Here is a 23,013-nt window from a genome sequence, read left to right as displayed (position 1 = left end):
GTGCTGAACGCCCCTCGTACCCCTGCCCGACGCTGGACGCCCACCGCGATCCTGCTGGTCGCCGTCACCGCGGGCCTCGGCGCCTGCGCACCGACCATCGGTGTCCCGGTCGCGGACGATGCCGCGAACCCGAAGTGTGCCGAGGTCGTCCTCGCCGTCCCCGACGAGCTCGCAGGCCTGCCCAAGATCAAGACCGACAGCCAGGCCACCGCCGCCTGGGGCGAGCCCGGTGCTGCCGTGACGCTGCGCTGCGGCGTGACCCCGCCCGAGCCCACCACCGTCGGGTGCATGGGCGTGCCGAGCAACGCCGGGAGCGTCGACTGGATCGTCACCGACGACGGCAAGGACACCTGGACCTTCGTGACCTACGGCCGCGATCCCGCGGTCGAGGTCCAGCTCCCCCCGGCCGTGAGCACGACCCGCACCTCGTCGTTCGTCTCGGACCTCAACCGCGCGGTGTCCAAGGTCGAGCAGACGAGCTACTGCATGTAGGTCGGCACAGCACCTGGGCAAGCCGCAGGACGACGAGAGCGCGCCGCCCCGTGAGGGGTGGCGCGCTCCTCGCGTCTACCGGGTCAGGCGGCCGGGACGGTCAGCGCAGGCCCGTGGGGCGCTGCAGCGCGAGCTGGATGAGCTCGTCGATCAGCTCCGGGTACGTGATCCCGGACTTCTCCCACATGCGCGGGTACATCGAGAACGGCGTGAATCCCGGCATCGTGTTGATCTCGTTGACGATGACCTGGCCGTCGGTCGTCACGAACACGTCGACGCGCGAGAGTCCCTCGGCGCCCACGGCCTCGAACGTGCGGACCGCGATGTCGCGGACCTCGTCGACGAGGTGCGGCGGCAGGTCGGCCGGGCAGCTCAGCTCGACCCCCGCCTCGTCGAGGTACTTGGCCTCGAAGTCGTAGAAGTCGTGGTGCGCGTCGGTCACGACGATCTCGCCGGGCAAGGACGCCCGCGGGCGCTCACCCTCACGGCCACCGAGGACCGCGCACTCGATCTCACGTCCCACGACCCCGGCCTCGACCAGGACCTTCGGGTCGTGCCGACGGGCCTCCGCGATCGCCGCGGGCAGGTCCGCGAGGTCGTCGACCTTGGTGATCCCGAGGCTCGACCCCGCACGCGCCGGCTTCACGAACACGGGCAGCCCCAGACCCGCGACGGTCTCGGTCCACGCTGCCGGGTTACGGTCCCACTCCCCCGGACGGATGACCGTGTACGGCGCGATGGGCAGCCCCTGGCCTGCGAGCACGAGCTTCATGAACTGCTTGTCCATCCCTACGGCGGAGGCGAGCACGCCTGCGCCCACGTAGGGGACGTCGGCGAGCTCGAGCAGGCCCTGGAGCGTGCCGTCCTCGCCGAACGGCCCGTGGAGCAGCGGGAAGACGACGTCGACCTCTCCCAGCTCGCGCGGGAACTCGCCCGGCTCCAGGACGCGCAGCGCGCGCTGCCCCACCGCGAGCGGCAGCAGCACCTCGCCGCCCGAGGCCGTGACCTCCGGCAGGTTGCCGGGCGTGATCTCCCAGCGCTCGGGCTCGTCGGCCGCGAGGACCCACTGCCCCGCCTTGGTGATCCCGACGGGGATGACCTCGTAGCGCTCGCGGTCGATCGCGCGCATCACGCCACCCGCGGTGGCGCACGAGATCACGTGCTCGCCGGAGCGTCCGCCGAAGAGGATGAGGACGCGCGTCTTGCGCGCGGGAGCACTGGGTTCTGGCTGGCTGGACATCGCCGACGACCCTACCGGAACCGCGCTCGACAGCGTGAACAGGAGCGGGCGGGCGAGGTGCCCAGGAGGTGGAGGAGCGGTGGTAGAACGGGGGCATGACCTCTCCGCTGCTGACCGACGACCTGCTCGACCGCATCCGCTCGCGCGCCGCGACCTACGACCGGGAGAACACGTTCTTCACCGAGGACCTCGAGGAGCTGACCGCGGCCGGCTACCTCAAGGCGTTCGTGCCCGCCGCGATGGGCGGCCCGGGGCTGGGCCTGCGCGACGTCGCGCACGAGCAGATCCGCCTCGCGGGCGCTGCGCCCGCGACCGCGCTCGCCGTGAACATGCACCACGTGTGGACCGGCGTCGCGCGCTACCTGTACGAGCGCGGTGACCACTCGCTCGACTTCGTCCTGGAGGAGGCCGCGCGGGGCGAGGTCTTCGCGTTCGGCTACTCCGAGCCGGGCAACGACCTGGTGCTCTTCGGGTCCAGGACGCAGGCCCGTCCCGACGGCGAGGGCGGCTACTCGTTCCACGGCCGGAAGATCTTCACGTCCCTGTCTCCCGCGTGGACACGGCTGGGCGTGCTCGGGGTCGAGACGGCCGCCGAGGACGGCCCCGCGCTGGAGGGCGACCCGCGCCTCGTGCACGCGTTCGTGACGCGCGAGGGCGGCGGCGTCGACGTGCTCGACGACTGGGACACGGTCGGCATGCGCGCGAGCCAGAGCCGCACGACCATGCTCGTGGGCGCGCACGCCCCGGCCGACCGGGTCGTGCGCCGGTTGGCCCCCGGGCCCTCGACCGACCCGCTCGTGCTCGCGATCTTCACGACGTTCGAGGTCCTCCTCGCGTCGGTGTACACGGGCATCGGCAAGCGCGCCCTCGAGCTCGCCGTCGAGAACGCCCACCGGCGCACCTCGATGAAGAACGGCGGCAGGCCGCTGTCGCAGGACCCCGACATCCGCTGGCGGGTCGCCGACGCGGGCATCGCGATGGACGGGATCTACCCGCAGATCGACCAGGTGGCGGGCGAGATCGACGCCCTCGTGGACAGGGGTGCCGGCTGGTTCACGGCCGTCGCGGGACTCAAGGTGCGGGCCACCGAGACGGCGCGCGTCGTCGTCGACCAGGCGATCCGGGTGTCCGGGGGCTCGTCGTACTTCACGTCGTCCGAGCTCGGGCGGCTCTACCGCGACGTGCTCGCCGGGATCTTCCACCCGTCCGACGACGAGTCCGCGCACTCGACGTTCGCGAGCGCGCTGCTCGGACCGGTCGAGGGCTGACGGAGGCCGAGGTCGCGTCGAGAGTGCAGTTCGGGCCGTCCCGGCACGGCTGGCGACAACCAGAACTGCGCACTCGACGCACCACCCCTTGTCTCCTCCTGCGGTTGCCCGCGGCACCCACCCGCCCGCCAGGCGTAATCTCACCCCCATGACGACCGAGCCCGCCCGCCACCGCTCACCGCTGTCCCCCGCCACGATCGCGGTCGCGGCGGGACGCCCGCCGCGCGAGCAGGGCGGGCCGGTCAACCCGCCCGTGGTCCTGTCCTCGACGTACGTCTCGCGCGGTGTGCAGCAGCCCGGCGAGCTCCTCTACACCCGCATGGACACCGAGACGTGGCACCCGTTCGAGGAGGCCCTCGCGACCCTGGAGGGTGCCACGGAACCCGGCATCGTGTTCGGCAGCGGCATGGCGGCGATCGCAGCCGTCTTCTCGTTCGTCCCGGCGGGCGGCAAGGTCGTCCTGCCCCGGCACGCCTACCAGGTCACGCTGGGGTTCGCCGACGACCTCGCGGCCCGCCACGGGGTCGAGGTCGTCCGGGTCGACGTCGCCGACACCGACCAGGTGCTCGCCGCGATCGACGGGGCGGACCTGCTCCTGATCGAGTCGCCGACCAACCCCATGCTCGAGGTCGCCGACCTCCCCGTGCTGCTGGCCGCGGCACGCGAGCAGGGCGTGCTCACGGCGGTCGACAACACGTTCGCGACCCCGCTGGGGCAGCAGCCGCTCACCCTGGGGGCGGACGTCGTCGTGCACTCGGTCACCAAGTACCTCGCCGGACACTCCGACGTCGTGCTCGGGGCCGTCGTCACGAACGACCCGGGCCTGGCCGCGAAGGTGCGTGCCTACCGGACCCTGCACGGCGCGATCGCCGGGCCGTGGGAGGTGTGGCTCGCGCTGCGCGGGCTGCGCACCCTCGCGCTGCGCGTCGAGCGCTCCCAGGCCAACGCCGCAGAGATCGCCCGACGCCTGGCCCGGCACCCGCTCGTCGAGGAGGTGCGCCACCCGAGCCTGCCGACCGACCCTGGCCACGAGCGGGCAGCCCGCACCATGACCGGCTTCGGGTCGATCCTCGGGCTGCGGCCCCAGGGCGGGCGTGAGGCCGCCGACGCGCTCGTCGAGGCCGTCGAGCTCTGGGTCCCGGCGACGAGCCTGGGCGGGGTCGAGTCGAGCCTCGAGCGGCGGCGGCGGTTCGCGACCGAGTCGCACACGGTCCCCGAGGACCTGCTGCGCCTGAGCGTCGGCATCGAGGACGTCGAGGACCTGTGGGCGGACCTCGACCAGGCCCTGCGCGCCGCGGCCCGCGGCTAACGAGCGGCGGGCGACCCGTCCCCGACCGCCTGCGGCTCGACGGCCCGCGGCCCATCAGGCCGTGGCTCGTACACGTCCGCGCTGAAGACCACGACCCCCGACTCGAGGTCCACGTCGATCGGGGGCGCGGTGGACGGCGCCTGCACGATGTCGAGCCGCTGACGCTCCTTCTCCTCGGTCAGGTGGACCCTGCTCGGCTGGAAGACGTCGACGAGCTCGCCGAACGCACCGGACCCGGCGCTCTCGCCCGCCCCTCGTCCGTCCCCGAGCTGCCGGTCCCTGGAGCGCCCGCTCACCATGCGCTCGATCGCGACGACCGCGACGATCACGAGCACGACGATGAAGAAGAGCGGCCCGCCCGCACTGCTGATCCACGGCATGCAGCCACCGTAGGGCCGACGGGAGCCGCTGTCATCCCTCGTGCGAGGGAGGGGAGCACCGGCGGCGACGACGGCACGGGCGCCAGCCGTTCCTCGTTCGAGCCCCTCCGTGCGACCGTGTCCTTGCGCGCCTACGCTCGAAGATCACCCGGGAAGAGGTCCCGGACGGAGCTCCTCGGAGGCGCACCGATGAAGGGCACGACCCGACGACGCCGAGCCGCAGCACTCACCGCCGGAGTCGCGACCGCGGTCCTCGTGATCACGGCCTGCTCGGGCGGGGACGACCGGGACGACCCCGGGCCGAGCACCCCGTCCCCTGCCGCCTCGTCGACCCCCGACCCGTCCGCCTCGGCAGGCCCGACGGACACCCCGACCGGGTCCACGGACGACGACGGCTCCGCCTCCGCGCCCCCGTTCCCTGCGAACACCGAGCCGGACACGTCAGAGCCGTCCGCAGGTGCGGCGCTGACCGTGACCGACGTGCGTGTCGGGCGGCACGACGGGTTCGACCGCGTGGTCTTCGAGCTCGGCGGCACGGGCACGCCCGGCTGGCGCGTCGAGTACGTGCCGGAGGCGGTCGAGGACGGGAGCGGGAACGTCGTCGACCTCGACGGCGACGGCACACTCCAGGTCATGATCTCCGGCTCCGGCTACCCCACGGACACGGGCGTCGCCGAGTACGCGGGTCCCAACCCTCTGCGGGTCGCCGAGACCGACGAGGTCGAGGAGGTCCTGCTCGGCAGCGTCTTCGAGGGGTCCACCCAGGCGTTCGTCGGGACGGACGAGGTCAGTCCGTTCCGGGTCTACGCACTGACCGACCCGACGCGGGTCGTCGTCGAGGTCCGCAACGACGACGTGTGACGGGTGTCGGCTCGGCAACCGTCAGGGCGCCGAGCCGACAGAGCGGGCGGGACTCAGCGACCCGACGTCACGCCCTCGGACTTCTGGGGCCGCGAGAGCAGCCCGCGAGCCATGTCGTCGACGGGCATGCCCTCGTGCAGGACCGCGACGACGCCGGCCGTGATGGGCATGTCGACGCCGACCTTCTGCGCGAGCTCGAGGACCGAGCGGCAGGACTTGACGCCCTCCGCTGTCCCCCCTGTCGCCGCGACGGCCTCGTCGAGGCTCATGCCGCGGCCGATGTGCTTGCCGAGCGTGTGGTTGCGGGACAGGGGTGACGTGCAGGTCGCGACCAGGTCCCCCATGCCGGCGAGGCCCGAGAACGTCTCGGCGTCGGCGCCGAGCGCGAGACCGAGCCGAGTGATCTCGACGAGTCCGCGCGTGATGACGGTGGCCGTCGTGTTGTACCCGAACCCACGCCCCTGGGCGATCCCCACGGCGAGCGCGATGACGTTCTTCACGGCGCCGCAGAGCTCGACGCCCACGACGTCGGAGTTGGTGTACGGGCGGAAGTAGGACGACGAGCAGGCCGCCGCGACGAAACGCGCGGTCTCCTCGTTCGTGGCCGAGACGACGGTCGCGGTCGGCTGGTGCTCGGCGATCTCCCGCGCAAGGTTCGGCCCGGACACGACCGCGACCCGGTCGAGCGGCAGGCCCCACACCTCGGCGACGACCTCGCTCATGCGGCGGTCGGTGCTGAGCTCGACGCCCTTCATGAGCGAGACCGCGACGACGCCCTCCGCAAGGTGCTCACGCAGCGGCGCGAGCGTCGCACGGGCGCTCTGGGACGGGATCGCGACCACCACGAGCTGCGCCCCGGCGAGGGCCTCGGCCGCGTCGGTCGTGGCCGTGAGCCCCGCGGGCAGCTCGATGTCGGGCAGGTACGCGGAGTTGCGGCGGGTCGCGTTGATGTCGGCCGCGACCTCGGCGTTGCGACCCCACAGCCGGACCTCGCAGCCGGCGTCGGCCAGGACGGCGGCGAACGTCGTGCCCCACGCCCCCGACCCCAGGACGGTCGCGGTGATCTGCTGGTCGCTCACTTGCGCTCCTCCGAGCCGGGGTTCTTGCGGACGTCGAAGCGCTCGGCGGGAGCCTTCTCCCCGCGGATGTCCTCGAGGAGACCCGTGATCGCGTCCATGATGCGGTCGGTGGCCTCGCGCAGGGTCGCGGTGTCGACGGGGCGCTCGTAGAGGTCCGACAGGTCGACCGGTGGCCCGGCGTGCACCGCGACGTTCTTGGGCGGGAACGGCCGGAACCGCTTGCTGTAGCGGGGCAGGAGGTCCTGCATGCCCCACTGCGCGATGGGCACCACGGGCATGCGGCTCGCGAGGGCCAGGCGCGCGGCACCGGTCTTGCCGACCATCGGCCACAGGTCGGGGTCGCGCGTGAGCGTGCCCTCGGGGAAGACCGCGACGCACTCGCCCAGCGCGAGCTGGTCGACGGCCACGCTGACCGAGGACGCCGCACCGACGGTGTTGCGCTGGACGGGGATCATGCCCGTGCGGTTCAGGAGACCGCCGAGGAGCGGCACCTTCCACAGCGACGCCTTGGCGAGGATCTTGGGCGCCCGCCCGTTGTCGTACAGGAAGTGGGCGAACGTCAGCGGGTCGATGTTCGACATGTGGTTGCCCGCAGCGATGAACCCGCCCGTCGCGGGGATGTTCTCCTCGCCCTGCCAGTCGCGGCGGGTGATGGTGAACATGAGGGGTCGCACGACGAGCGCGACGAGGCGGTACGCGCGGCTGTCAGGATGAGCTTTCGGCACGGTCACCGAGCCTACCGGGCCGCGTGCCGTCGTCGGGCCCGACGGCGCCGCGCGCCCTGGGTGCGCGGGCCCGACGCCGCTGCCACGACGGCTCAGATCCACCCGTGGCGGCGCGCGAGGTGCACGGCCTCGTGCCGGTTGGTCGCACCCAGCTTGGCGGCGGCCGAGGACAGGTAGTTGCGCACCGTGCCCGGCGCGAGCGACGCGCGGGTCGCGATCTCCTCGACGGGCGCTCCACCGGCCGCGAGCTCCAGGACGTCGGCCTCGCGGGCCGTCAGGGGGCTCGAGCCGGCCGCGATGGCCTCGGCCGCGAGCTCGGGGTCGACGTAGCGTCCACCGGCCTGGACCTGGCGCACCACGTCCGCGAGGACGCGCGACGAGACCGTCTTGGGCAGGAAGGCCCCGACACCCGCCTCGAGCGCGCGCTTGAGGTACCCGGGGCGCCCGTGGCTCGTGACCATGACGACCCGGCATCCCGGCGCCTCGACGGCCAGGGCCCGGGCGACCTCGATCCCGTCGAGGCCGGGCATCTGGAGGTCGAGCACCGCGACGTCGGGGGTGTGCTTGCGTGCTGCCGCGAGCGCCTCGGTCCCGGACGCGGCCTGGACGACGACGTCGAGGTCGTCCTCGAGCGAGAGCAGGGTCGCGAGCGCGTCACGGATGAGGTTCTCGTCGTCGGCGAGCAGGATGCGGATCACGCGGTGGGGCCTTCCTCGGTGGGGCTGGGGGTGCCTGCGCCACGGCTCCGGGAGCCGCGCGGCATGCGCGGGACGAGGCTACCCATGCCGGGGCTCGGCAACGGGACGCTGGCCGTGAGACGGAAGACGGGCGGGAGGAGATGGGTCTCGAGGCGCCCGCCGGTCTCGGCGAGCCGTTCGCCCAGGCCGATCAGGCCGGACCCGCTGGGGCTCCCCGGGCTGGTGGTGGTGCGGTCGAGGTCGGGGACGCCGTCGTTCGTGACGGTCAGCACCGCCTCGCCGCGCTCGACGCGCAGCGTGATCTCGCACCGTGCGGCGTCCGAGTGCCGGACCACGTTCGTCACGGCCTCGCGCACGACCCAGGCGAGCGCCTCCTGCGTGGCCAGGGGCAGCGCGGCCTCCTGCACGTCGCCGCAGGACTCGATCGTGGTCTCGATGTCGGCCGAGCGCAGGACCGAGCGGGCCCCGCTGAGCTCGGCCGGCAGGTCCGTGGCCCGGTACCCGGCGACCACGGCCCGCACCTCGCGCAGCGAGTCCTGCGCGATCTGGCGCACCTCGAGCATCTGCTCGGCGGCTCCCGGGCGACCGCGTGTCGCGAGCTCGGCGGCCAGCTCGCTCTTGACGGCCACGACCGAGAGCGTGCGGCCGAACACGTCGTGCAGGTCGCGCGAGAAGCGCAGCCGCTCCTCGGCGACGGCCAGACGGGCGTGCAGGACGCGGTTGCGCTCCTGCTCCCACACGATCCCCAGCATCCAGACGGACACGCGGTAGGACGCGAACACGCCGACGCACATGAGGACGACGCCGATGCCCTGGCCCACCGCGATGCCCGCTGCCGTCTCGTCGCGGACCGGGGCGACGAACCACGAGACGAGCCCCGAGACCGCCGCGACACCGACCGCCCCGAGCGCCAACCACCGGAAGGTCAGGAGCGGCGCGCAGGCCGCGACCGAGAATGCGGTCGCCGCGGTCACGACCAGGACCGGGGTGTTGCCCTGGAACATGGATCCCTCACCTGTCGGGTACGCCGCGAGGCCGACCACGCAGGTCGCGAGCGCGAGCCCCCACATGGCGCCCAGGGCCCACCGGGGAGGCGGCGGGCCACCGAGGAACCGGGTGACCCCGTACCGGATCACGACGACGCACGACGCGGTGTGCGCGAGGCACAGCCCGATCAGGGGGGCGAGCAGCGCCGGGTGCCCCGTGGGCACCTCGCCGACGACCCAGAGCACCACGAAGAGCTCGAACGTCGCGACGACGTACAGCGACCAGCGCGTGTAGGTGTCGAACCGTTCCGGGTTGCTGCGACGCGACCACGCGCCGACGAGGGGATTCCAGCTCACGGGGTCAGCCTTTCACGTGGGCATCTCGGCGCTCCGGACGAGCACGAGGTTGCGGTCGTTCTCAGCAGGAGAGCGACCGCAACCACGTGCTCGACCGCATCGCCCGGCCCCGGCGCGAGCCAGGTCCGGGCGTGCCCGCCAGGGGCGCGGTGGTCACCGGCGCGGTTCCCACCGCATGTACCGGGTCGCGAGCCACGCGCCGAGCACGCACCAGGCGGCCAGGACCGCCAGGGGCTGTGCTGCCAGGGCGAACGTCTCCCCGAAGCCCACCGCGACGCCGTCGGGACCGAGGCCCGTGAGGCCGATCGTCAGGAGCTCGGCGACCGGGTGCAGGGGCGTGAGCTCGGCGAGGGTCTGGACGCGCTCGGGGAGCATCGTGAGCGGGAGGGTCGTCCCGGACAGGAGCAGCGCGAGAGCCATGATCGGCAGCGTCGAGAGCTGGGCCGTCTCGACCGTGCGCGTGAAGGCCGTGCTCGCGGCCGCGAGCGCCGCGAAGACGAACGCCCCCCCGAGGACCGCGACGAGCAGCAGCAGCACGTTCGCGGGGGCGTCGAGCCCGATCCACAGCGCGATCGCGGCCCCTCCCAGGACGAGCTGACCCAGCATCGTGGCGACGGCGGGCGTCGCGGCCCCCGCCAGGATCTCGGCGTCGGAGCACTGCCCTGTCCGCAGGCGCTTGAGCACGAGCTCCTCGCGCCGGGCCACGTAGGCGCTGGCCAGGTTGTAGTACACGACGAACATCAGCGCGAAGCAGATGAGGCTCGTGAGCGCGAACGCACCGATGATCGACGCTCCCGCGTCGTCACCCACGAACGCCTCGAACGCGCCCGAGAAGTGCAGGAAGGCAACCATGGCGGGGGCGAGGAGCACCCCGTTGAACAGGGCCGTGCGGTTGCGCAGGAGGAGCGTGGTCTCGGCGCGCACGAGCGAGCGGATGCGGCGCAGCGACCCGGTGAGGGCGCTCGCGGAGCGCTGGGTCGAAGGGGCGCCCGGGGTGCGGGTCGAGGCAGGGGCGAGGGTGGTCATGCGGCACGCTCCGTCGGGTCGGTGGTGGACGCGGACGCGGTGCGGGCGGTGCCCGGCCCGTCCGCGATGGCGAGGAAGGCCTGCTCGAGGGACGCAGGGCGCGCCTCGATGCGGCCGAAGGTCACGTCGCGGTCGGTCGCCCAGGCGAGCAGCACCGCGAGGGTGTGCTGGAGGTCGCGCGTCGCGATCGCCACGGTGCCGCCCTCGACGCGCGTGAGCGTCTCCCCGGGCAGCAGCGGCAGGTCGGTCAGGTGGGGTCGCACGCTCTCCTCGTCGAGGTGGACGAACGAGGGCTCGGCCTCGACGATGTCCGCGACCGTGCCCTCCTGGACGATCCTGCCGCCGTGCATGATCGCGAGGCGGTCGGCGAGGCGTTCGGCCTCCTCGAGGTAGTGGGTCGTGAGGACGACGGTCGTGCCGTCGTCGAGCAGCCCTCGCACGAGGTCCCACGCCGAGCGGCGGCTCTCGGGGTCGAGCCCCGTGGTCGGCTCGTCGAGGAACAGGACCTCGGGGCGCCCGAGGAGCGCCAGGGCGAGGTCCAGACGGCGCCGCTCCCCGCCCGAGAGCGAGCTCACGGGGACGTCGGCGCGGCCGCGCAGCGCGACCAGGTCGAGGGCCTGCTCGACCGGGCGCGGCGCGGTGAGCGTCCCTGCCCACATGCGCGCGGTCTCGATCGCCGTCAGGTCGGACGGGAAGCCCGCCTCCTGCAGCATGATCCCGATGCGGGGGCGGACCTGGGCACGCTGGCGGTAGGGGTCCTTGCCGAAGACCTGGACCGTGCCGCCCGTGGGGCGGGCCAGTCCCTCGACGACCTCGAGGAGCGACGTCTTGCCTGCGCCGTTGGTGCCGAGGAGCGCGAAGAGCTCGCCGCGGCGGACCTGGAGGTCCACGCCCGCGACGGCCTCGAAGCCCCGCGCGCCGCGCGAGGCGCTCGCGTACCGGCGGCGCAGGCCGCGCACGTCGATGACGAGGTCGTCCGGGGAGGTGGAGCGGCCCGGGGTGCCGCTGCCGTAGGTGTCGTTGTCCATGCCTCCAGCCTGGTGCCGGCAGGAGAGGTCAGGCAGTGCGCCCCGTCACCCGTTCCGTCGGGTCCGTCACCGTTCCTCGATGACGTTTGTCATGTCGTCCGCGACGGTGGCCGCGCTGGTGACCGAGGCCGCCGGCCCGGCCGACGCCCCGGTGCCCGCGTCCGTGCCGGGGGCGCTCCCGCCGGTCCCCGCGGGTGCGCTCAGCGCGAGCCCGCCCAGGGTCAGGACGCTGAAGGTCAGGGCTCCCGCCCCCCAGGTCAGCGCCCGCCGACGGGGTGCACGCGGTTCGGGGGTGTTCTCGGGGGACGTCTCGGACGGCCGCTCGCTCGACATGTCGCTCCTCCAGCCCGGGCGACCCGTTCGCCCGTGCCCCCACAGTGGTCCTCGGACCTGCGCGGAGGATGACGCGAGCCTGTGGAAAGCCTGAGAGGACGACGACGGGCGCGGTGCGTGCCGTCGCACGTACCGCGCCCGTCGGGTGTCGGAAGCCTCCGATCGGCCCTGTGAGCCGCCGGAGGAGCCGGGTCAGCCCCGGCTGACGTCCGCGCCCAGTGCCTCGAGCTTGTCCTGGAAGTACTCGTACCCACGGTCGATCAGACCGATCCCCCGCACGGTCGAGGTGCCCTTGGCCGCGAGCGCCGCGATGAGGTGGCTGAACCCGCCGCGCAGGTCCGGGACCTCGATGTCGGCCGCGGACAGGGGCGTCGGGCCGGAGATGACGGCCGAGTGGTGGAAGTTGCGCTGCCCGAACCGGCACGGCAGGCCGCCCAGGCACTCCTTGTAGACCTGGATGGTCGCGCCCATGCCGCGCAGCGCGTCCGTGAAGCCGAACCGGTTCTCGTAGACGGTCTCGTGGACGATCGACAGTCCCTTGGCCTGCGTGAGCGCGACGACGAGCGGCTGCTGCCAGTCCGTCATGAAGCCGGGGTGCACCGCGGTCTCGAGCACGATCGCGTTGAGGTCGCCGCCCGGGTGGTAGAACCGGATGCCGTCCTCCTCGACCTCGAACTCGCCGCCGACCTTCCGGAACGTGTTGAGGAACGTCATCATCTCGGGCTGCGTCGCGCCCTTGACGGTGATGTCGCCGCCGGTCGCGAGGGCCGCGGACCCCCAGGACGCCGCCTCGATGCGGTCGCCGAGGGCCGTGTGCTGGTAGCCCATGAGCTTGTCGACGCCCTCGATGCGGATCACGCGGTCGGTGTCGACCGAGATGATCGCACCCATCTTCTGCAGGACGGCGATGAGGTCCATGATCTCGGGCTCGATCGCGGCGCCCGACAGCTCGGTGATGCCCTCGGCGCGCACGGCCGTGAGCAGGAGCTGCTCGGTCGCGCCGACGCTCGGGTAGGGCAGGGAGATCTTGGTGCCCTGGAGGCGGCGCGGGGCGCGGATGTGGATGCCCTGCTCGCGCTTGTCCACCACGGCCCCGAACTGGCGCAGGATGTCCAGGTGGTAGTTGATGGGCCGGTCGCCGATGCGGCAGCCGCCCAGGTCCGGGATGAACGCCTCGCCCAGGCGGTGCAGGAGCGGGCCGCAGAAGAGGATCGGGATGCGGCTCGACCCGGCGTGCGCGTCGATGTCCGCGACGTGCGCCGACTCGACGTCGGTCGGGTCGAGCTGCAGGACGCCCCCGGCCTCGTCCGCGACGACCTTGACGCCGTGCAGCTCGAGCAGTCCCGTCACGACACCGACGTCGCGGATCTGCGGCACGTTCCGCAGCACGCTCGGCCCCTCGCCGAGCAGGGAGGCCACCATCGCCTTGGAGACGAAGTTCTTCGCCCCCCGCACGGTGATGGTCCCGTTGAGCGGAGTGCCGCCGTTGACGTACAGCAGATCGTTCATGTGGTCGTGGTCGCCTAGCTCTCTCGAGGATCGTCCGGATGGTCGTGCGTCCGGCGCGGGCTGCGCGCCCGTGCCGTCGTGCGGCGCCGCTCGCGGTGCCGCACTCCCCCGTCCCCCAACGCAGGGCATCCGAAGATTATTCACCCACAAGCGTGTGCCCGACGACGACGCCCGCCACGAGCGGCCGCTGACCAGCGAGAACGCGGTCGCCCTGGGCGGGTCGCGCGGTCGTCGCCCTGCCGGACATGCCCGGCAGGCCTGACATGCCCGACGGCGGAGGCTCGCCTCGTGCGCGAGGTGCGCTCCGCCGTCGGGCACCTGGGCTACGCCTGGGCGGGCTCGTACTGCTCGACGTAGCGGTCGATCTCGTCGAGGTACGCCGCCCGACGCTCCGCGTCGATCCACGAGGCCTCGAACGAGTTCTTCGCGAGCGTGACGACCTCCTCGGACGTGAGGCCGGCCTTGGCCGCGACCGCGGCGTAGTTGTCGGCCACGTAGCCGCCGAAGTAGGCCGGGTCGTCGGAGTTGATGGTGATCTTGACGCCGTCGCGCAGGAGCTGGGCGACCTCGACGGCCTTCATGTCGTCGGTCACGAAGCTGTTCGACACGGGGCAGCTCGTCAGGCCGATGCCGCGGGCCTTGACCTCGGCCACGAGCGCGGGGTCCTCGACGATGTTGGTGCCGTGGTCGATGCGGTCGACCTCGATCGTCTCGAGCACCGTGCGGATGTTGTCGATGCTGCCGACCTGGTCGATGTCGCAGTGCATCGTCAGGCGGTAGCCGAGCTCGCGGGCCCGGGCGAAGACCGCGGTGAACTTCTCGGGCGGGTTGCCGCGCTCGTCGGAGTCGAGGCCCACGCCCAGGATCAGGTCCTTGAACGGCACCGAGGCCTCGAGCGTCTCGGCGGCGCTCTCGGCCGAGAGGTCGCGCAGGAAGCACAGGATGAGGTCGGCGTCGACGCCGAAGTCGGCCGCGGCGGCCGCGGCGCGGTGGTAGCCCTTGACGACGGCCTCGAACGGGACGCCGCGCGCGGTGTGCGCCTGGGGGTCGAAGAACATCTCGGCGTGCTTGACGCCGTTCGCGGCCGCGCGCAGGAGGTACGCGTGGGCGAGCTCGAAGAAGTCGTCCTCGGTCTGCAGGACGTCCATGGCCGGGTAGTACACGGCGAGGAAGCTCGTGAGGTCCGTGAACCTGTACGTCGCCTGCACCTCCTCGACCGTGGACTGGCCGATGTCGATGCCGTTGCGCTCGGCGAGGCGGAGCTTGAGGTCCGGCTCGAGGGTGCCCTCGAGGTGCAGGTGGAGCTCGGCCTTGGGCAGCCCGGTGACGAAGTCCAGGGTGGGCTGGAGGGGCAGAGGCATGGTTCTCCTTCGTGTGGGGGTCGTCCTCCCATCATGCCTTGCGCGCCGTGGTGGCCCTTGGCTGGTCGCGGCCTCGCCTCCCACAGCGTGACCACATCGCGAGACGGCCTGCTCGCCCTACGGTCCTCGTCCTTACCGTGGGACGCGAAGTTACCGGGTAGTACGGTCCCCCTTCGATGCCCAGGGGACCTCCTCGACGCTTCCCCGAACCCCGCAGGAGCACTCCCGTGACCACGACGGCAGCACACTCGACCGCCGACCCCTCCGGCACCGCCGGACCTGCCGGGCGGGCCGGCACCACCGGGGCGCCCGGCACCCCGGACGCCCCCGCCAACAGCAAGGGGCGCGTGATCTTCGCGAGCCTCATCGGCACCTCGATCGAGTTCTACGACTTCTACGCGTACGCGACCGCCGCGGTCCTCGTCTTCCCGGCCGTGTTCTTCTCGGCCCTCGACGGCAGCACGTCCCAGCTCCTCGCGTCGTTCGCGGTGTTCGGCGTCGCGTTCGTCGCGCGGCCCCTCGGGTCGATCGTGTTCGGTCACTACGGCGACCGGATCGGCCGCAAGGGCACGCTCGTCGCGTCGCTCCTGACCATGGGCGTCGCGACGTTCCTCATCGGCCTGCTGCCGCCGTCGACGACCCCGGGCTGGTCCGTGCTCGCGCCAGCGCTGCTCGTCCTCATGCGCTTCTGCCAGGGCCTGGGGCTCGGCGGCGAGTGGAGCGGCGCGGCGCTGCTCGCGACCGAGAACGCCCCCGCGGGCAAGCGCGCGATCTGGGGCACGTTCCCCCAGCTCGGCGCCCCGATCGGGTTCATCCTCGCGAACACCACGTTCCTGGTCCTGGCCGAGACGCTGACCGACGAGCAGTTCTCCTCGTGGGGCTGGCGCGTGCCGTTCCTGGCCAGCGCGCTCCTCGTGATCGTGGGCCTGTGGGTCCGGCTGCGCCTGGTCGAGAGCCCCTCGTTCCAGAAGGTCGTCGAGACCGGCGCGGTCGCCAAGCTGCCCGTGGCGCAGGTGTTCCGCAGCTCGTGGCGCCAGATCGTGCTCGGCACGTTCATCATGCTCGCGACCTACGTGCTGTTCTACCTCATGACCACGTTCACGCTGACGTTCGGCACCGCGCCCGCCGAGGTCCCCGCGGGGAGCGGCGGCGCGCCGGGACTCGGCTACGAGCGCACCGACTTCCTCGTGATGCTCATCGTCGGGGTGGTGTTCTTCGGGATCTTCACACTCGTCTCCGGGCCGATGGCCGAGAGGTTCGGGCGGCGCAAGCACCTCATCTGGACGACGGTCGCGATCATCGCGTTCGGCGCCCTGTTCGTGCCGCTGTTCATGGGCGGGACGGTGGGCGTCATGACGCTCCTGGTCGTGGGCTTCACGCTCATGGGCCTGACGTTCGGCCCCATGGCCGCGATCCTGCCCGAGCTCTTCCCCGCCAACGTCCGGTACACGGGCTCGGCGATCGCCTACAACCTCTCGTCGATCCTCGGGGCGGCCGTCGCACCGTTCATCGCGGTCGCGCTGTGGGAGCAGGCGGACGGCTCGCCCGTGCTGGTCGGGGTCTACCTGTCGGCTATGTCGGTCCTGACGCTCGTGGCGCTGCTCGTGAGCAAGGAGACCAAGGACGTGCAGTACACCGACAACGTGAGCTGACCGCTCGGTGCCGCGAGACAGGGGCTGGCGTCGAGACAGCGGGCCAGGTGCCTCTGTCTCGACGGCAGTCCGCTATCTCGTCGCGGCTGCCCGTGCCGAGTCCAGGCTCTCGCGGACCAGCCCCAGGACGACCGCGAGCTCGTCGGCGTCGCGCGGTCCGTAGACCATGATCTCGGTCGCGTGGTCCGCGTACTGGTGCGGCTCGCCCCAGCCGGCCGCGCAGACCTCCTCGGCCCGCGCTCGTGGCAGGCACAGGTGCAGGCTCGTGTCGGTCACGCCGTGCAGGTGGACCGGTTCGAGGCGCTGGTCGGGTGCCGCGAGCGACGTCGCAGGGACCGTCGTGCGGTCGAGGCCGTCGAGGAACAGCGCCCGGGACGTCGCCGGGGACACCGAGCTGTGCCCCTCCCGGACCCCGTCGATCGTGGTCGCCGCGAGCACCAGCTCGCCCCACAGCGCGGCCGGAGAGAGCTGGTCGACCTGCCGGTGCGGCCCCTCGTCCGACGTGGTGGGGCGAGGGCCTCGGCGAGGGGTCAGCGTCATGGCTCGGAGGCTAGCGGCCGCGTGGCCGCCCGGCGAGGGAATTGTCCATGGCCCGCGTGGCTCACCACGGACGCCCGACGACGGAGCGCACCTTCACGGGGAAGGTGCGCTCCGGCGTCGGGCGCCTGAAGGAGACTGCCAGGATCAGTCGAACAGGTTCGTCTGCAAGGTGGTGTACAGGACCGTGTGGACGCGGTCACGCAGTGCGTTCCCGACCCCCACCGGGTCCTCGTCGACCGCGGCCTTCGTCGCCTTGTCGGAGCCCGGGAGCATCGCGAGCATGAGGTCGTTGCCGTAGCGGGCCGCGAGGCCGGGGTCCATCCAGGCCCCGAGCACCGCGTCGGTCGAGACGACGCCCTGGAAACCCCACTCACCACGGAGCACGTCCTGCAGGAGCTGCTCGTTGGCACCGGCCCACACGCCGCCCATGTTGATGAACGAGCTCATGGCACCGGTCGGGTCGGCCTCCTTGACCGTGATCTCGAAGGGCTTGAGGTACAGCTCGCGCAGTGCCTGCTCGTCGACGAAGACGTTCACGCCCGTGCGGGCGTTGACCTCCTGCTCGTTGAGCGCGAAGTGCTTCATGAAGGTCAGCACGCCCTTGCTCTCCGCGCCCGAGACCATCGCGGCCGACATCATGCCCGACAGGTGGGGGTCCTCCGAGAAGTACTCGAAGTCGCGCCCACCCAGGGCCGTGCGGTGCAGGTTCATGCCCGGGGCGTACCAGCCCTCGATGCCGTAGGCGTTCGCCTCGGTCCCCACGGACTCGCCGAGCGCGCGGGCGAGGTCGTCGTTCCAGGTCGAGGCCACGACGATCTGGGTCGGATAGGCGGCAGCCTCGAGCGAGCTGAACAGGGAGTTCAGCCCGGCGGGCCCGTCGAGCAGGTCCATGGCGGGGATGCCCAGGCGGTCGACCGCGTGCGTGCGGTACGCGCCCTTGGCGAAGAGGTCGACCTGCTCGTCGAGCGTGAGCTGGTCGAGGAACTCCTCCCACGTCGGGTCGTCGTGGTCGAGGCCCGCGAGGTCGGCCAGGACGAGGCCGTTGTCGGCGCCGTAGGTCGGCGTCTCGCCCTCGGCGGGCTCGATCTCCGGGTCCATGCGCGCGAGCAGCTCGTCGGAGGCCGTGGCCCCGGCCTCGGGCGCCTGCGGCCACGTGCCCTCCCAGTCGGAGCGCGAGAGGTACGTCAGGTCGCCCTCGACGTAGTCGAAGCGGTTCGTGAGCTCGGCCCCCGTGTCGGCGTCCGTGGCGTAGACGACGTCCTCGGCCACCACGTGGTCGAACTGCGCGACCGGCGTGTGGACGTCGGTGCGCACCGAGACCTGGTAGGTCCCCGCCTCGAGCAGGTACGCGCCGTGACCCTCGGTGTCCCAGGAGGCCATGTCGCGCACGTCGAACGTGACGGTCACGGTCTCGGACTCCCCCGGCTGGAGCATCCCGGTCTTGTCGTAGCCCGCGAGCTCGATCGCGGACTTCTCGATGCCGCCCGGCGTCCAGGGGGCCGAGAAGTACACCTGCACGACGTCCTTGCCCGCCGTGCCGCCCGTGTTGGTCACCGTGACGTCGACGCTGATCGTGTCGCCCTCGACGCGCGGCGCCGTGGCCTCGTGCGCGAACGTGGTGTAGCTCAGGCCGTGGCCGAACGGGAACTGGACGGCCTGCGCGTAGCCCGCCTCGTCGCCCGCGTAGCGCGTCTCGTAGTAGCGGTAGCCGACGTAGATGCTCTCTTCGTAGTCCATGTACGAGCGCTTGACGTTGGCGTAGTCGAAGTCGCCGACGTTCGCGATCGCCGGGGCGCTCGTCACGTCGTAGGCGTAGGTGTCGGTCAGGCGGCCGGACGGGTTCACGTCGCCCGTCAGCACCTTGGCGAGCGAGACCGCGCCGCGCGGGCCCGGTGTGCCGATCCACACCGCGGACCTGATCTGCGGGTACTCGTCGAGGAAGCCGAGCTCCATCTGGTTGCCCGAGTTCACGACCACCACGACGTCGTCGAACGACGCCGTCACGACGTCGAACAGCTCGCGCTGCTCGTCGGTCAGGCGCAGCTGCTCGGGGCTCATGTCCGACCCCTCGACGCCGTCGTTCCCGATGACCACCAGCGCGGTGCCGGAGAACTGTGCGGCCTGGGCCATGACGTCCTCGGTGAGGTAGTCCGGTGCGGGCTCGCCCTCGGCCGGCTTGAGCATCGAGCTCGCGATCTGCAGGAGCCCGTTGCTGTTGCCCGTGCTGGTCCTGGCGCCGGCCTCCTCCATCGTCGCCTTGAGCTCGGTGTTGACCGTGACCCCCTGCTCGGCGAGGGCGTCGTAGAACGTCACGGACTGCGACTGGTTGCTGCCGCCCGACCCGCCGCCCCCGAGGATGAGGTTGAAGGACGCGAAGCTGAACACGTTGAGGTTGTCCTCGGCCAGCGGCAGGAGGTCGTCCTGGTTCTTCAGCAGGACGATCCCCTCGTCGGAGATGTCCTCCGAGACCTGGGCGGCGTTCTCGCGGGCGGCCACGCCAGCTGCGGTGGACGAGTCGTACTCGATCGTCATGAGGCGGCCGAACGCGCTCGCGAACGGTGCGACCAGTCCCCCGATCGCGATCACGGCCACCGCCGTGACGCCCCAGCCGACCGCGCGGCGTGGCCGGTGCTCGACCTTGCGGTCGATGCGCGCGCGCCGCCTGTCCTCACGGCGCTCGGCCCGGGTCATCCCGGCGCGGGCTTCCTTGCGCTCCGCCTTGGCGATCTTCCTCGCCTCACGGGCCGCACGCTTGTCGGCCGCCTTGGCCGCCCTGCGCTCCTGCGGCGCCATCGCCTTCAGCTCGGCGCGTCGGGCCCGCCTTGCCGCGCGCAGCTCCTGTGCGCGCGCGACGGCGTCCCGCTTGATCTCTGTGCGTGTCGCCATTCCTTCTCAGTCCTTCTTCGGAGCCCGCGCGGCCATCGCGTGGGCACGCCATGCCGGGACCAGGCGGCGTGCACCGCGCCAGAACCGGCCGTTGACCATCAGCAGGAAGGCGTCGAGCATCGCGTCGTCGACCTTGCCTGCGCTCATCCGCGACACCGACCGGAAGGGCAGGTCGAGGACGAAACGGGTGTTGTTCGCCGCGTGGGGACGCCCCAGCAGCATGAGCAGTCGTCCGGCGGCGTCGATGAGCCGGACCAGCCCGCCTCCCACGCCGCCGCGACCGCGCGCCTGGGCGATGATGTCGGCGCGCGTGAGCGGGCGCCCGGCGGGCCAGTCGGAGGCCGGGGGCGTCCGTCCCAGGAGCGCGGCGAACTCGTCGTCGGGGACGCGGTCCACCTGGCCGCTGACATAGTGCGGCAGGTCGTCGGCGGCGCTGCCGGTGGAGAGCGGCCAGGGCTCGCCGTCCACCACGACGGGCGCGGACAGCCGCAGGTCGCGCGACGACGCGCCGACCTGCACGGTGTAGGTGCCGGGCACGGTGCGCCACCCGTGGCTGCCCGTGTCGTAGGCGGCGAACGCGTGCTCCGCAAGGTCGACGGCCACGCTCGCGCTCTCCCCCGGTGACAGGGTGACCTGCGCGAACCCGGCGAGCTCGCGGGGCGCACGAAACTCGCCCTGGGCCCCGCCCGGCGCCTCGACGTAGACCTGCACGGTCTCGGTCCCGACGCGGTCGCCGGTGTTGGTGATCGTGACCTGGACGCTTGTGCGGTCCGCGACGAGGTCGCTGTGCTCGAACGTCGTGTAGCTCAGCCCGTGCCCGAACGGGTAGCGGACCGGCAGGCCGACCTTGTCGGCGTGGCGGTAGCCGACGTAGATGCTCTCGCGGTGCTCGGACGTCGCCTCGGTCCGCCCGAACGTCGCCGACGACGGCACGTCCGTGTAGCGCAGCGGGTACGTCTCGGCGAGACGTCCGGCCGGGTCGACCTTCCCGGTCAGCACGTCGGCGATCGCCCGGCCACCGCCCTGGCCGCCGAGGTAGCCGTGCACGATCGCGTCGACGTGCTCGGCGAACGGCAGCTCGACGGGCGCGCCACCGGCCAGCACGACCACGACGGGCACGCCGAGCGTCGTGAGCTCCCTCGTGAGGGCGAGCTGGTTGCGGGCGAGCCGCATGTGCGTCCGGTCGACGCCCTCGGCCTCGGCGGACTCGTCCAGGCCGAGGAACAGCAGCACGACGTCGGCGCGCTCCGCGAGGTGCACGGCGCGCCGACGACGACGGGCCGACGACGGCGAGTCCCAGGCGCCCCGGCCCCCGTCGCGGCGGGCGAAGCCCTGCTCGTAGCCCACGACGTCCAGGCCGCTGTCGCGCAGTGCGTCGAGCGGCACGTCGACCCGGGTCGGGTTCACGAGCGAGCTGCCCGCGCCCTGGTACCGGGGGTTCGCCGCGAAGTCGCCGATAACCGCGACGCGGCCCGAGTGCGGGCCGAGCGGCAGCGTCCCGCGCGCGTTGCGCAGCAGGACCACCGAGCGCCGTGCGGCCTCGACCGCGAGCTCGTGGTGCGCGTCGAGGTCGACGGGTGCGGCGCCGTCGGGCGTGCGGTTCGTAGCGCGGGCGCGCTCCGTGCGCTCGACGAGCGTCAGCAGCTCGTCGACGCGGGCGTCCAGGACCGCCTCGTCGAGGCGCCCCTCCTCGACCGCGCGCACGACCTCGGCGTCGGTCACCCCGTCGGTCGACGGCATCTCGAGCGCGTTGCCTGCGACCAGGCCCGCGACGCGGTCGTTGTTGCCGCCCCAGTCGGTGACGACCAGGCCGTCGAAGCCCCAGCGCTTGCGCAGGATCTCGTCGAGGAGCTCACGGTGCTCGTTCGCGTAGGTCCCGTTGACCTTGTTGTACGAGCTCATGACGGTCCAGGGCCGGCCCTCGGTGACTGCGATGCGGAACGCCTCGAGGTAGGTCTCGTGGAGCGCGCGCTCGTCGACGACCTCGTCCATCGTCATGCGGTGCGTCTCCTGGCTGTTCACCGCGAAGTGCTTGGCGCTCGCGGCGACGCCGCGGGACTGGATGCCGCGGATCTGCGCCGCGGCGAGCCGGCCCGCGAGCAGCGGGTCCTCGGAGAAGTACTCGAAGTTGCGGCCCGCGAGCGGGTTGCGCTTGATGTTGAGGCCGGGTCCGAGCAGGACGCTGACGTTCTCGGCGGCGGCCTCGGCGCCGAGCGCCTCGCCCACCCGCTCCACGAGGCCCGGGTCCCAGCTGTTGGCGAGCGTGGCGGCCGTCGGGAAGCACGTCGCGGGCAGGCTGGCGTTGAGACCGAGGTGGTCCGCCGCCCCGCCCTGCTTGCGCAGCCCGTGCGGTCCGTCGGTGAGCATGATCGAGGGAACGCCGAGCCGGTCGACCGGCTTGGTGTTCCAGAAGTTCGCGCCCGAGGTGAGCGAGGCCTTCTCGGTGAGGGTCATCTCGCTACGGGCACGTCGTCGGGCGTCAGGAGTGAGCACGGCCACATGCTAGCCCAACCTCCACCAGTTGGTGGAATTACGAGAGGGGGTAGCCTCTGACCTCGGAGGGGATGCACCGTGACCACGCAGCAAGCAGGCGCCACCGGGCGTTCCGAGGGGTACGCCACCGGTCGCGCCACCAAGCAGCAGATCGTCGCCCGCGCCGCTGAGGCCTTCGCGCAGAAGGGCTTCTACGGCGCATCGCTGCGCGGCATCGCCCGCGAGGCCGGGATCGACCACTCGACGCTCCTGCACCACTTCGGCAACAAGACCGCGCTGCTCCTCGCCGTCATCGAGTGGCACGACGCGCAGCACGCGCCGCCCGAGATGCCTTCAGAGTTCACCGCCGAGGACCTCGTCGACGGGTTCGTCAGCACCGCCGAACGCAACCGGTCGGCCCCGGGCCTGGTCCAGCTCCTCTCGACGCTCTCGGCCGAGGCCGGGACACCTGGTCATCCCGCGCGGCCGGTGCTGCAGGAGCGGCACCAGGTCCTCGTCGGGGTCATCGGCGGGATGATCCGGACGCAGCGTGCGCGGCGGGTCCTGCCGGATGCCGGGCCTTCGCCCGAGGCCCGCGCCGCGCTCGTCATCTCCACCTGGGAAGGGCTCCAGGTCTTCGACGCGCTCCACCCTGGGGAGGTCGACGTCCCGTCGATGGTCGGGGAGATGCTGCGACGGGAGTTCGGGATCGGGTGAGGCCGCTGCTCGCTACGGGAGCGCACATCCCTCCCACGCATGACCGCTCGACGGCGCCCGGTGCCCGGTGGCTCCTGACCCGAGGCTCCACCGC

Annotated in this window: 20 protein-coding genes; 6 read left to right on the top strand and 14 right to left on the bottom strand. The window is 72.3% G+C overall.

The features are described from left to right. Complete coding sequence (locus tag WFH32_RS01090) at positions 1–492, top strand: DUF3515 domain-containing protein (RefSeq protein ID WP_336705954.1); 492 nt, start codon at positions 1–3, stop codon at positions 490–492. Positions 493–592: 100 nt separating this feature from the next. Here the strand turns inward: WFH32_RS01090 and WFH32_RS01085 are convergent, their stop codons facing one another. Then, positions 593–1,732 (bottom strand): D-alanine--D-alanine ligase family protein, encoded by a 1,140-nt coding sequence (locus WFH32_RS01085; protein ID WP_138825086.1) that lies wholly within the window; start codon positions 1,730–1,732, stop codon positions 593–595. Positions 1,733–1,827: 95 nt separating this feature from the next. Between WFH32_RS01085 and WFH32_RS01080 the strand changes: the two genes are divergently transcribed. After that, positions 1,828–3,000: an acyl-CoA dehydrogenase family protein gene (locus WFH32_RS01080; protein ID WP_336705953.1), complete on the top strand. Its 1,173-nt coding sequence runs from the start codon at positions 1,828–1,830 to the stop codon at positions 2,998–3,000. A 148-nt stretch (positions 3,001–3,148) separates the two neighbouring features. Next, positions 3,149–4,309, top strand: a complete 1,161-nt coding sequence (locus tag WFH32_RS01075; RefSeq protein WP_191796212.1) for a trans-sulfuration enzyme family protein — start codon at positions 3,149–3,151, stop codon at positions 4,307–4,309. On the opposite strand, the gene WFH32_RS01070 is transcribed toward WFH32_RS01075, so the two are convergent. Continuing rightward, a complete protein-coding gene (locus WFH32_RS01070; protein WP_191796213.1) occupies positions 4,306–4,689 on the bottom strand; it encodes a DUF6191 domain-containing protein in 384 nt (127 codons plus the stop codon). The genes WFH32_RS01075 and WFH32_RS01070 overlap by 4 nt on opposite strands. 189 nt (positions 4,690–4,878) lie before the next feature. On the opposite strand from WFH32_RS01070, the gene WFH32_RS01065 reads away from it, so the two are divergent. Continuing rightward, on the top strand, positions 4,879–5,550 hold the full coding sequence (locus WFH32_RS01065; RefSeq protein ID WP_191796214.1) for an AMIN-like domain-containing (lipo)protein: 672 nt from the start codon (positions 4,879–4,881) through the stop codon (positions 5,548–5,550). A gap of 53 nt (positions 5,551–5,603) precedes the next feature. On the opposite strand, the gene WFH32_RS01060 is transcribed toward WFH32_RS01065, so the two are convergent. The 9 genes from WFH32_RS01060 to WFH32_RS01020 all read right to left on the bottom strand — a co-directional run bounded on the left by WFH32_RS01060 (position 5,604) and on the right by WFH32_RS01020 (position 14,652). Next, positions 5,604–6,629 (bottom strand): NAD(P)H-dependent glycerol-3-phosphate dehydrogenase, encoded by a 1,026-nt coding sequence (locus tag WFH32_RS01060; RefSeq protein ID WP_318244108.1) that lies wholly within the window; start codon positions 6,627–6,629, stop codon positions 5,604–5,606. Next, positions 6,626–7,354, bottom strand: a complete 729-nt coding sequence (locus tag WFH32_RS01055) for a lysophospholipid acyltransferase family protein (RefSeq protein WP_318244109.1) — start codon at positions 7,352–7,354, stop codon at positions 6,626–6,628. The genes WFH32_RS01060 and WFH32_RS01055 overlap by 4 nt, the downstream gene beginning before the upstream one ends. Before the next feature lie 92 nt (positions 7,355–7,446). Then, positions 7,447–8,052 (bottom strand): response regulator transcription factor, encoded by a 606-nt coding sequence (locus WFH32_RS01050; protein ID WP_336705952.1) that lies wholly within the window; start codon positions 8,050–8,052, stop codon positions 7,447–7,449. Further along, positions 8,049–9,395 carry a sensor histidine kinase gene (locus WFH32_RS01045; protein ID WP_336705951.1) on the bottom strand — a complete coding sequence of 449 codons (1,347 nt, stop codon included), beginning with the start codon at positions 9,393–9,395 and terminating at the stop codon, positions 8,049–8,051. Before WFH32_RS01045 ends, WFH32_RS01050 begins: the two co-directional genes overlap by 4 nt. A gap of 153 nt (positions 9,396–9,548) precedes the next feature. Continuing rightward, positions 9,549–10,421, bottom strand: a complete 873-nt coding sequence (locus tag WFH32_RS01040) for an ABC transporter permease (protein ID WP_191796217.1) — start codon at positions 10,419–10,421, stop codon at positions 9,549–9,551. Continuing rightward, positions 10,418–11,449, bottom strand: coding sequence for an ABC transporter ATP-binding protein (locus tag WFH32_RS01035; RefSeq protein WP_191796218.1), 1,032 nt, complete (start codon positions 11,447–11,449; stop codon positions 10,418–10,420). The genes WFH32_RS01040 and WFH32_RS01035 overlap by 4 nt, the downstream gene beginning before the upstream one ends. A gap of 66 nt (positions 11,450–11,515) precedes the next feature. After that, complete coding sequence (locus WFH32_RS01030) at positions 11,516–11,782, bottom strand: hypothetical protein (protein ID WP_191796219.1); 267 nt, start codon at positions 11,780–11,782, stop codon at positions 11,516–11,518. Between the two features lie 192 nt (positions 11,783–11,974). Continuing rightward, positions 11,975–13,291, bottom strand: a complete 1,317-nt coding sequence (gene murA, locus WFH32_RS01025; protein WP_191796220.1) for a UDP-N-acetylglucosamine 1-carboxyvinyltransferase — start codon at positions 13,289–13,291, stop codon at positions 11,975–11,977. Between the two features lie 323 nt (positions 13,292–13,614). Beyond that, positions 13,615–14,652 carry an adenosine deaminase gene (locus WFH32_RS01020; RefSeq protein WP_191796221.1) on the bottom strand — a complete coding sequence of 346 codons (1,038 nt, stop codon included), beginning with the start codon at positions 14,650–14,652 and terminating at the stop codon, positions 13,615–13,617. A gap of 347 nt (positions 14,653–14,999) precedes the next feature. Here WFH32_RS01020 and WFH32_RS01015 point away from each other — a divergent pair, with 347 nt between their 5' ends. After that, on the top strand, positions 15,000–16,304 hold the full coding sequence (locus WFH32_RS01015) for an MFS transporter (RefSeq protein ID WP_336706167.1): 1,305 nt from the start codon (positions 15,000–15,002) through the stop codon (positions 16,302–16,304). A gap of 72 nt (positions 16,305–16,376) precedes the next feature. Here the strand turns inward: WFH32_RS01015 and WFH32_RS01010 are convergent, their stop codons facing one another. From WFH32_RS01010 to WFH32_RS01000, 3 genes are all read right to left on the bottom strand, one after another. Then, the gene (locus WFH32_RS01010; RefSeq protein WP_225228053.1) at positions 16,377–16,844 is read right to left on the bottom strand and encodes a luciferase domain-containing protein; all 468 of its coding nucleotides are present in this window, start codon (positions 16,842–16,844) and stop codon (positions 16,377–16,379) included. A gap of 144 nt (positions 16,845–16,988) precedes the next feature. Beyond that, on the bottom strand, positions 16,989–19,730 hold the full coding sequence (locus WFH32_RS01005; protein WP_336705950.1) for a beta-glucosidase: 2,742 nt from the start codon (positions 19,728–19,730) through the stop codon (positions 16,989–16,991). Positions 19,731–19,736: 6 nt separating this feature from the next. Further along, positions 19,737–22,223, bottom strand: coding sequence for a glycoside hydrolase family 3 C-terminal domain-containing protein (locus WFH32_RS01000; protein WP_336705949.1), 2,487 nt, complete (start codon positions 22,221–22,223; stop codon positions 19,737–19,739). 78 nt (positions 22,224–22,301) lie between these two features. Between WFH32_RS01000 and WFH32_RS00995 the strand changes: the two genes are divergently transcribed. After that, a complete protein-coding gene (locus tag WFH32_RS00995) occupies positions 22,302–22,919 on the top strand; it encodes a TetR/AcrR family transcriptional regulator (protein ID WP_336705948.1) in 618 nt (205 codons plus the stop codon). Positions 22,920–23,013: the final 94 nt, after the last annotated feature.

This window comes from Oerskovia sp. USHLN155 (assembly GCF_037145535.1).
In the GTDB taxonomy this organism is placed as follows: Bacteria; Actinomycetota; Actinomycetes; order Actinomycetales; family Cellulomonadaceae; genus Oerskovia; species Oerskovia rustica.
This window is presented reverse-complemented; position numbering and strand designations above follow the sequence as displayed.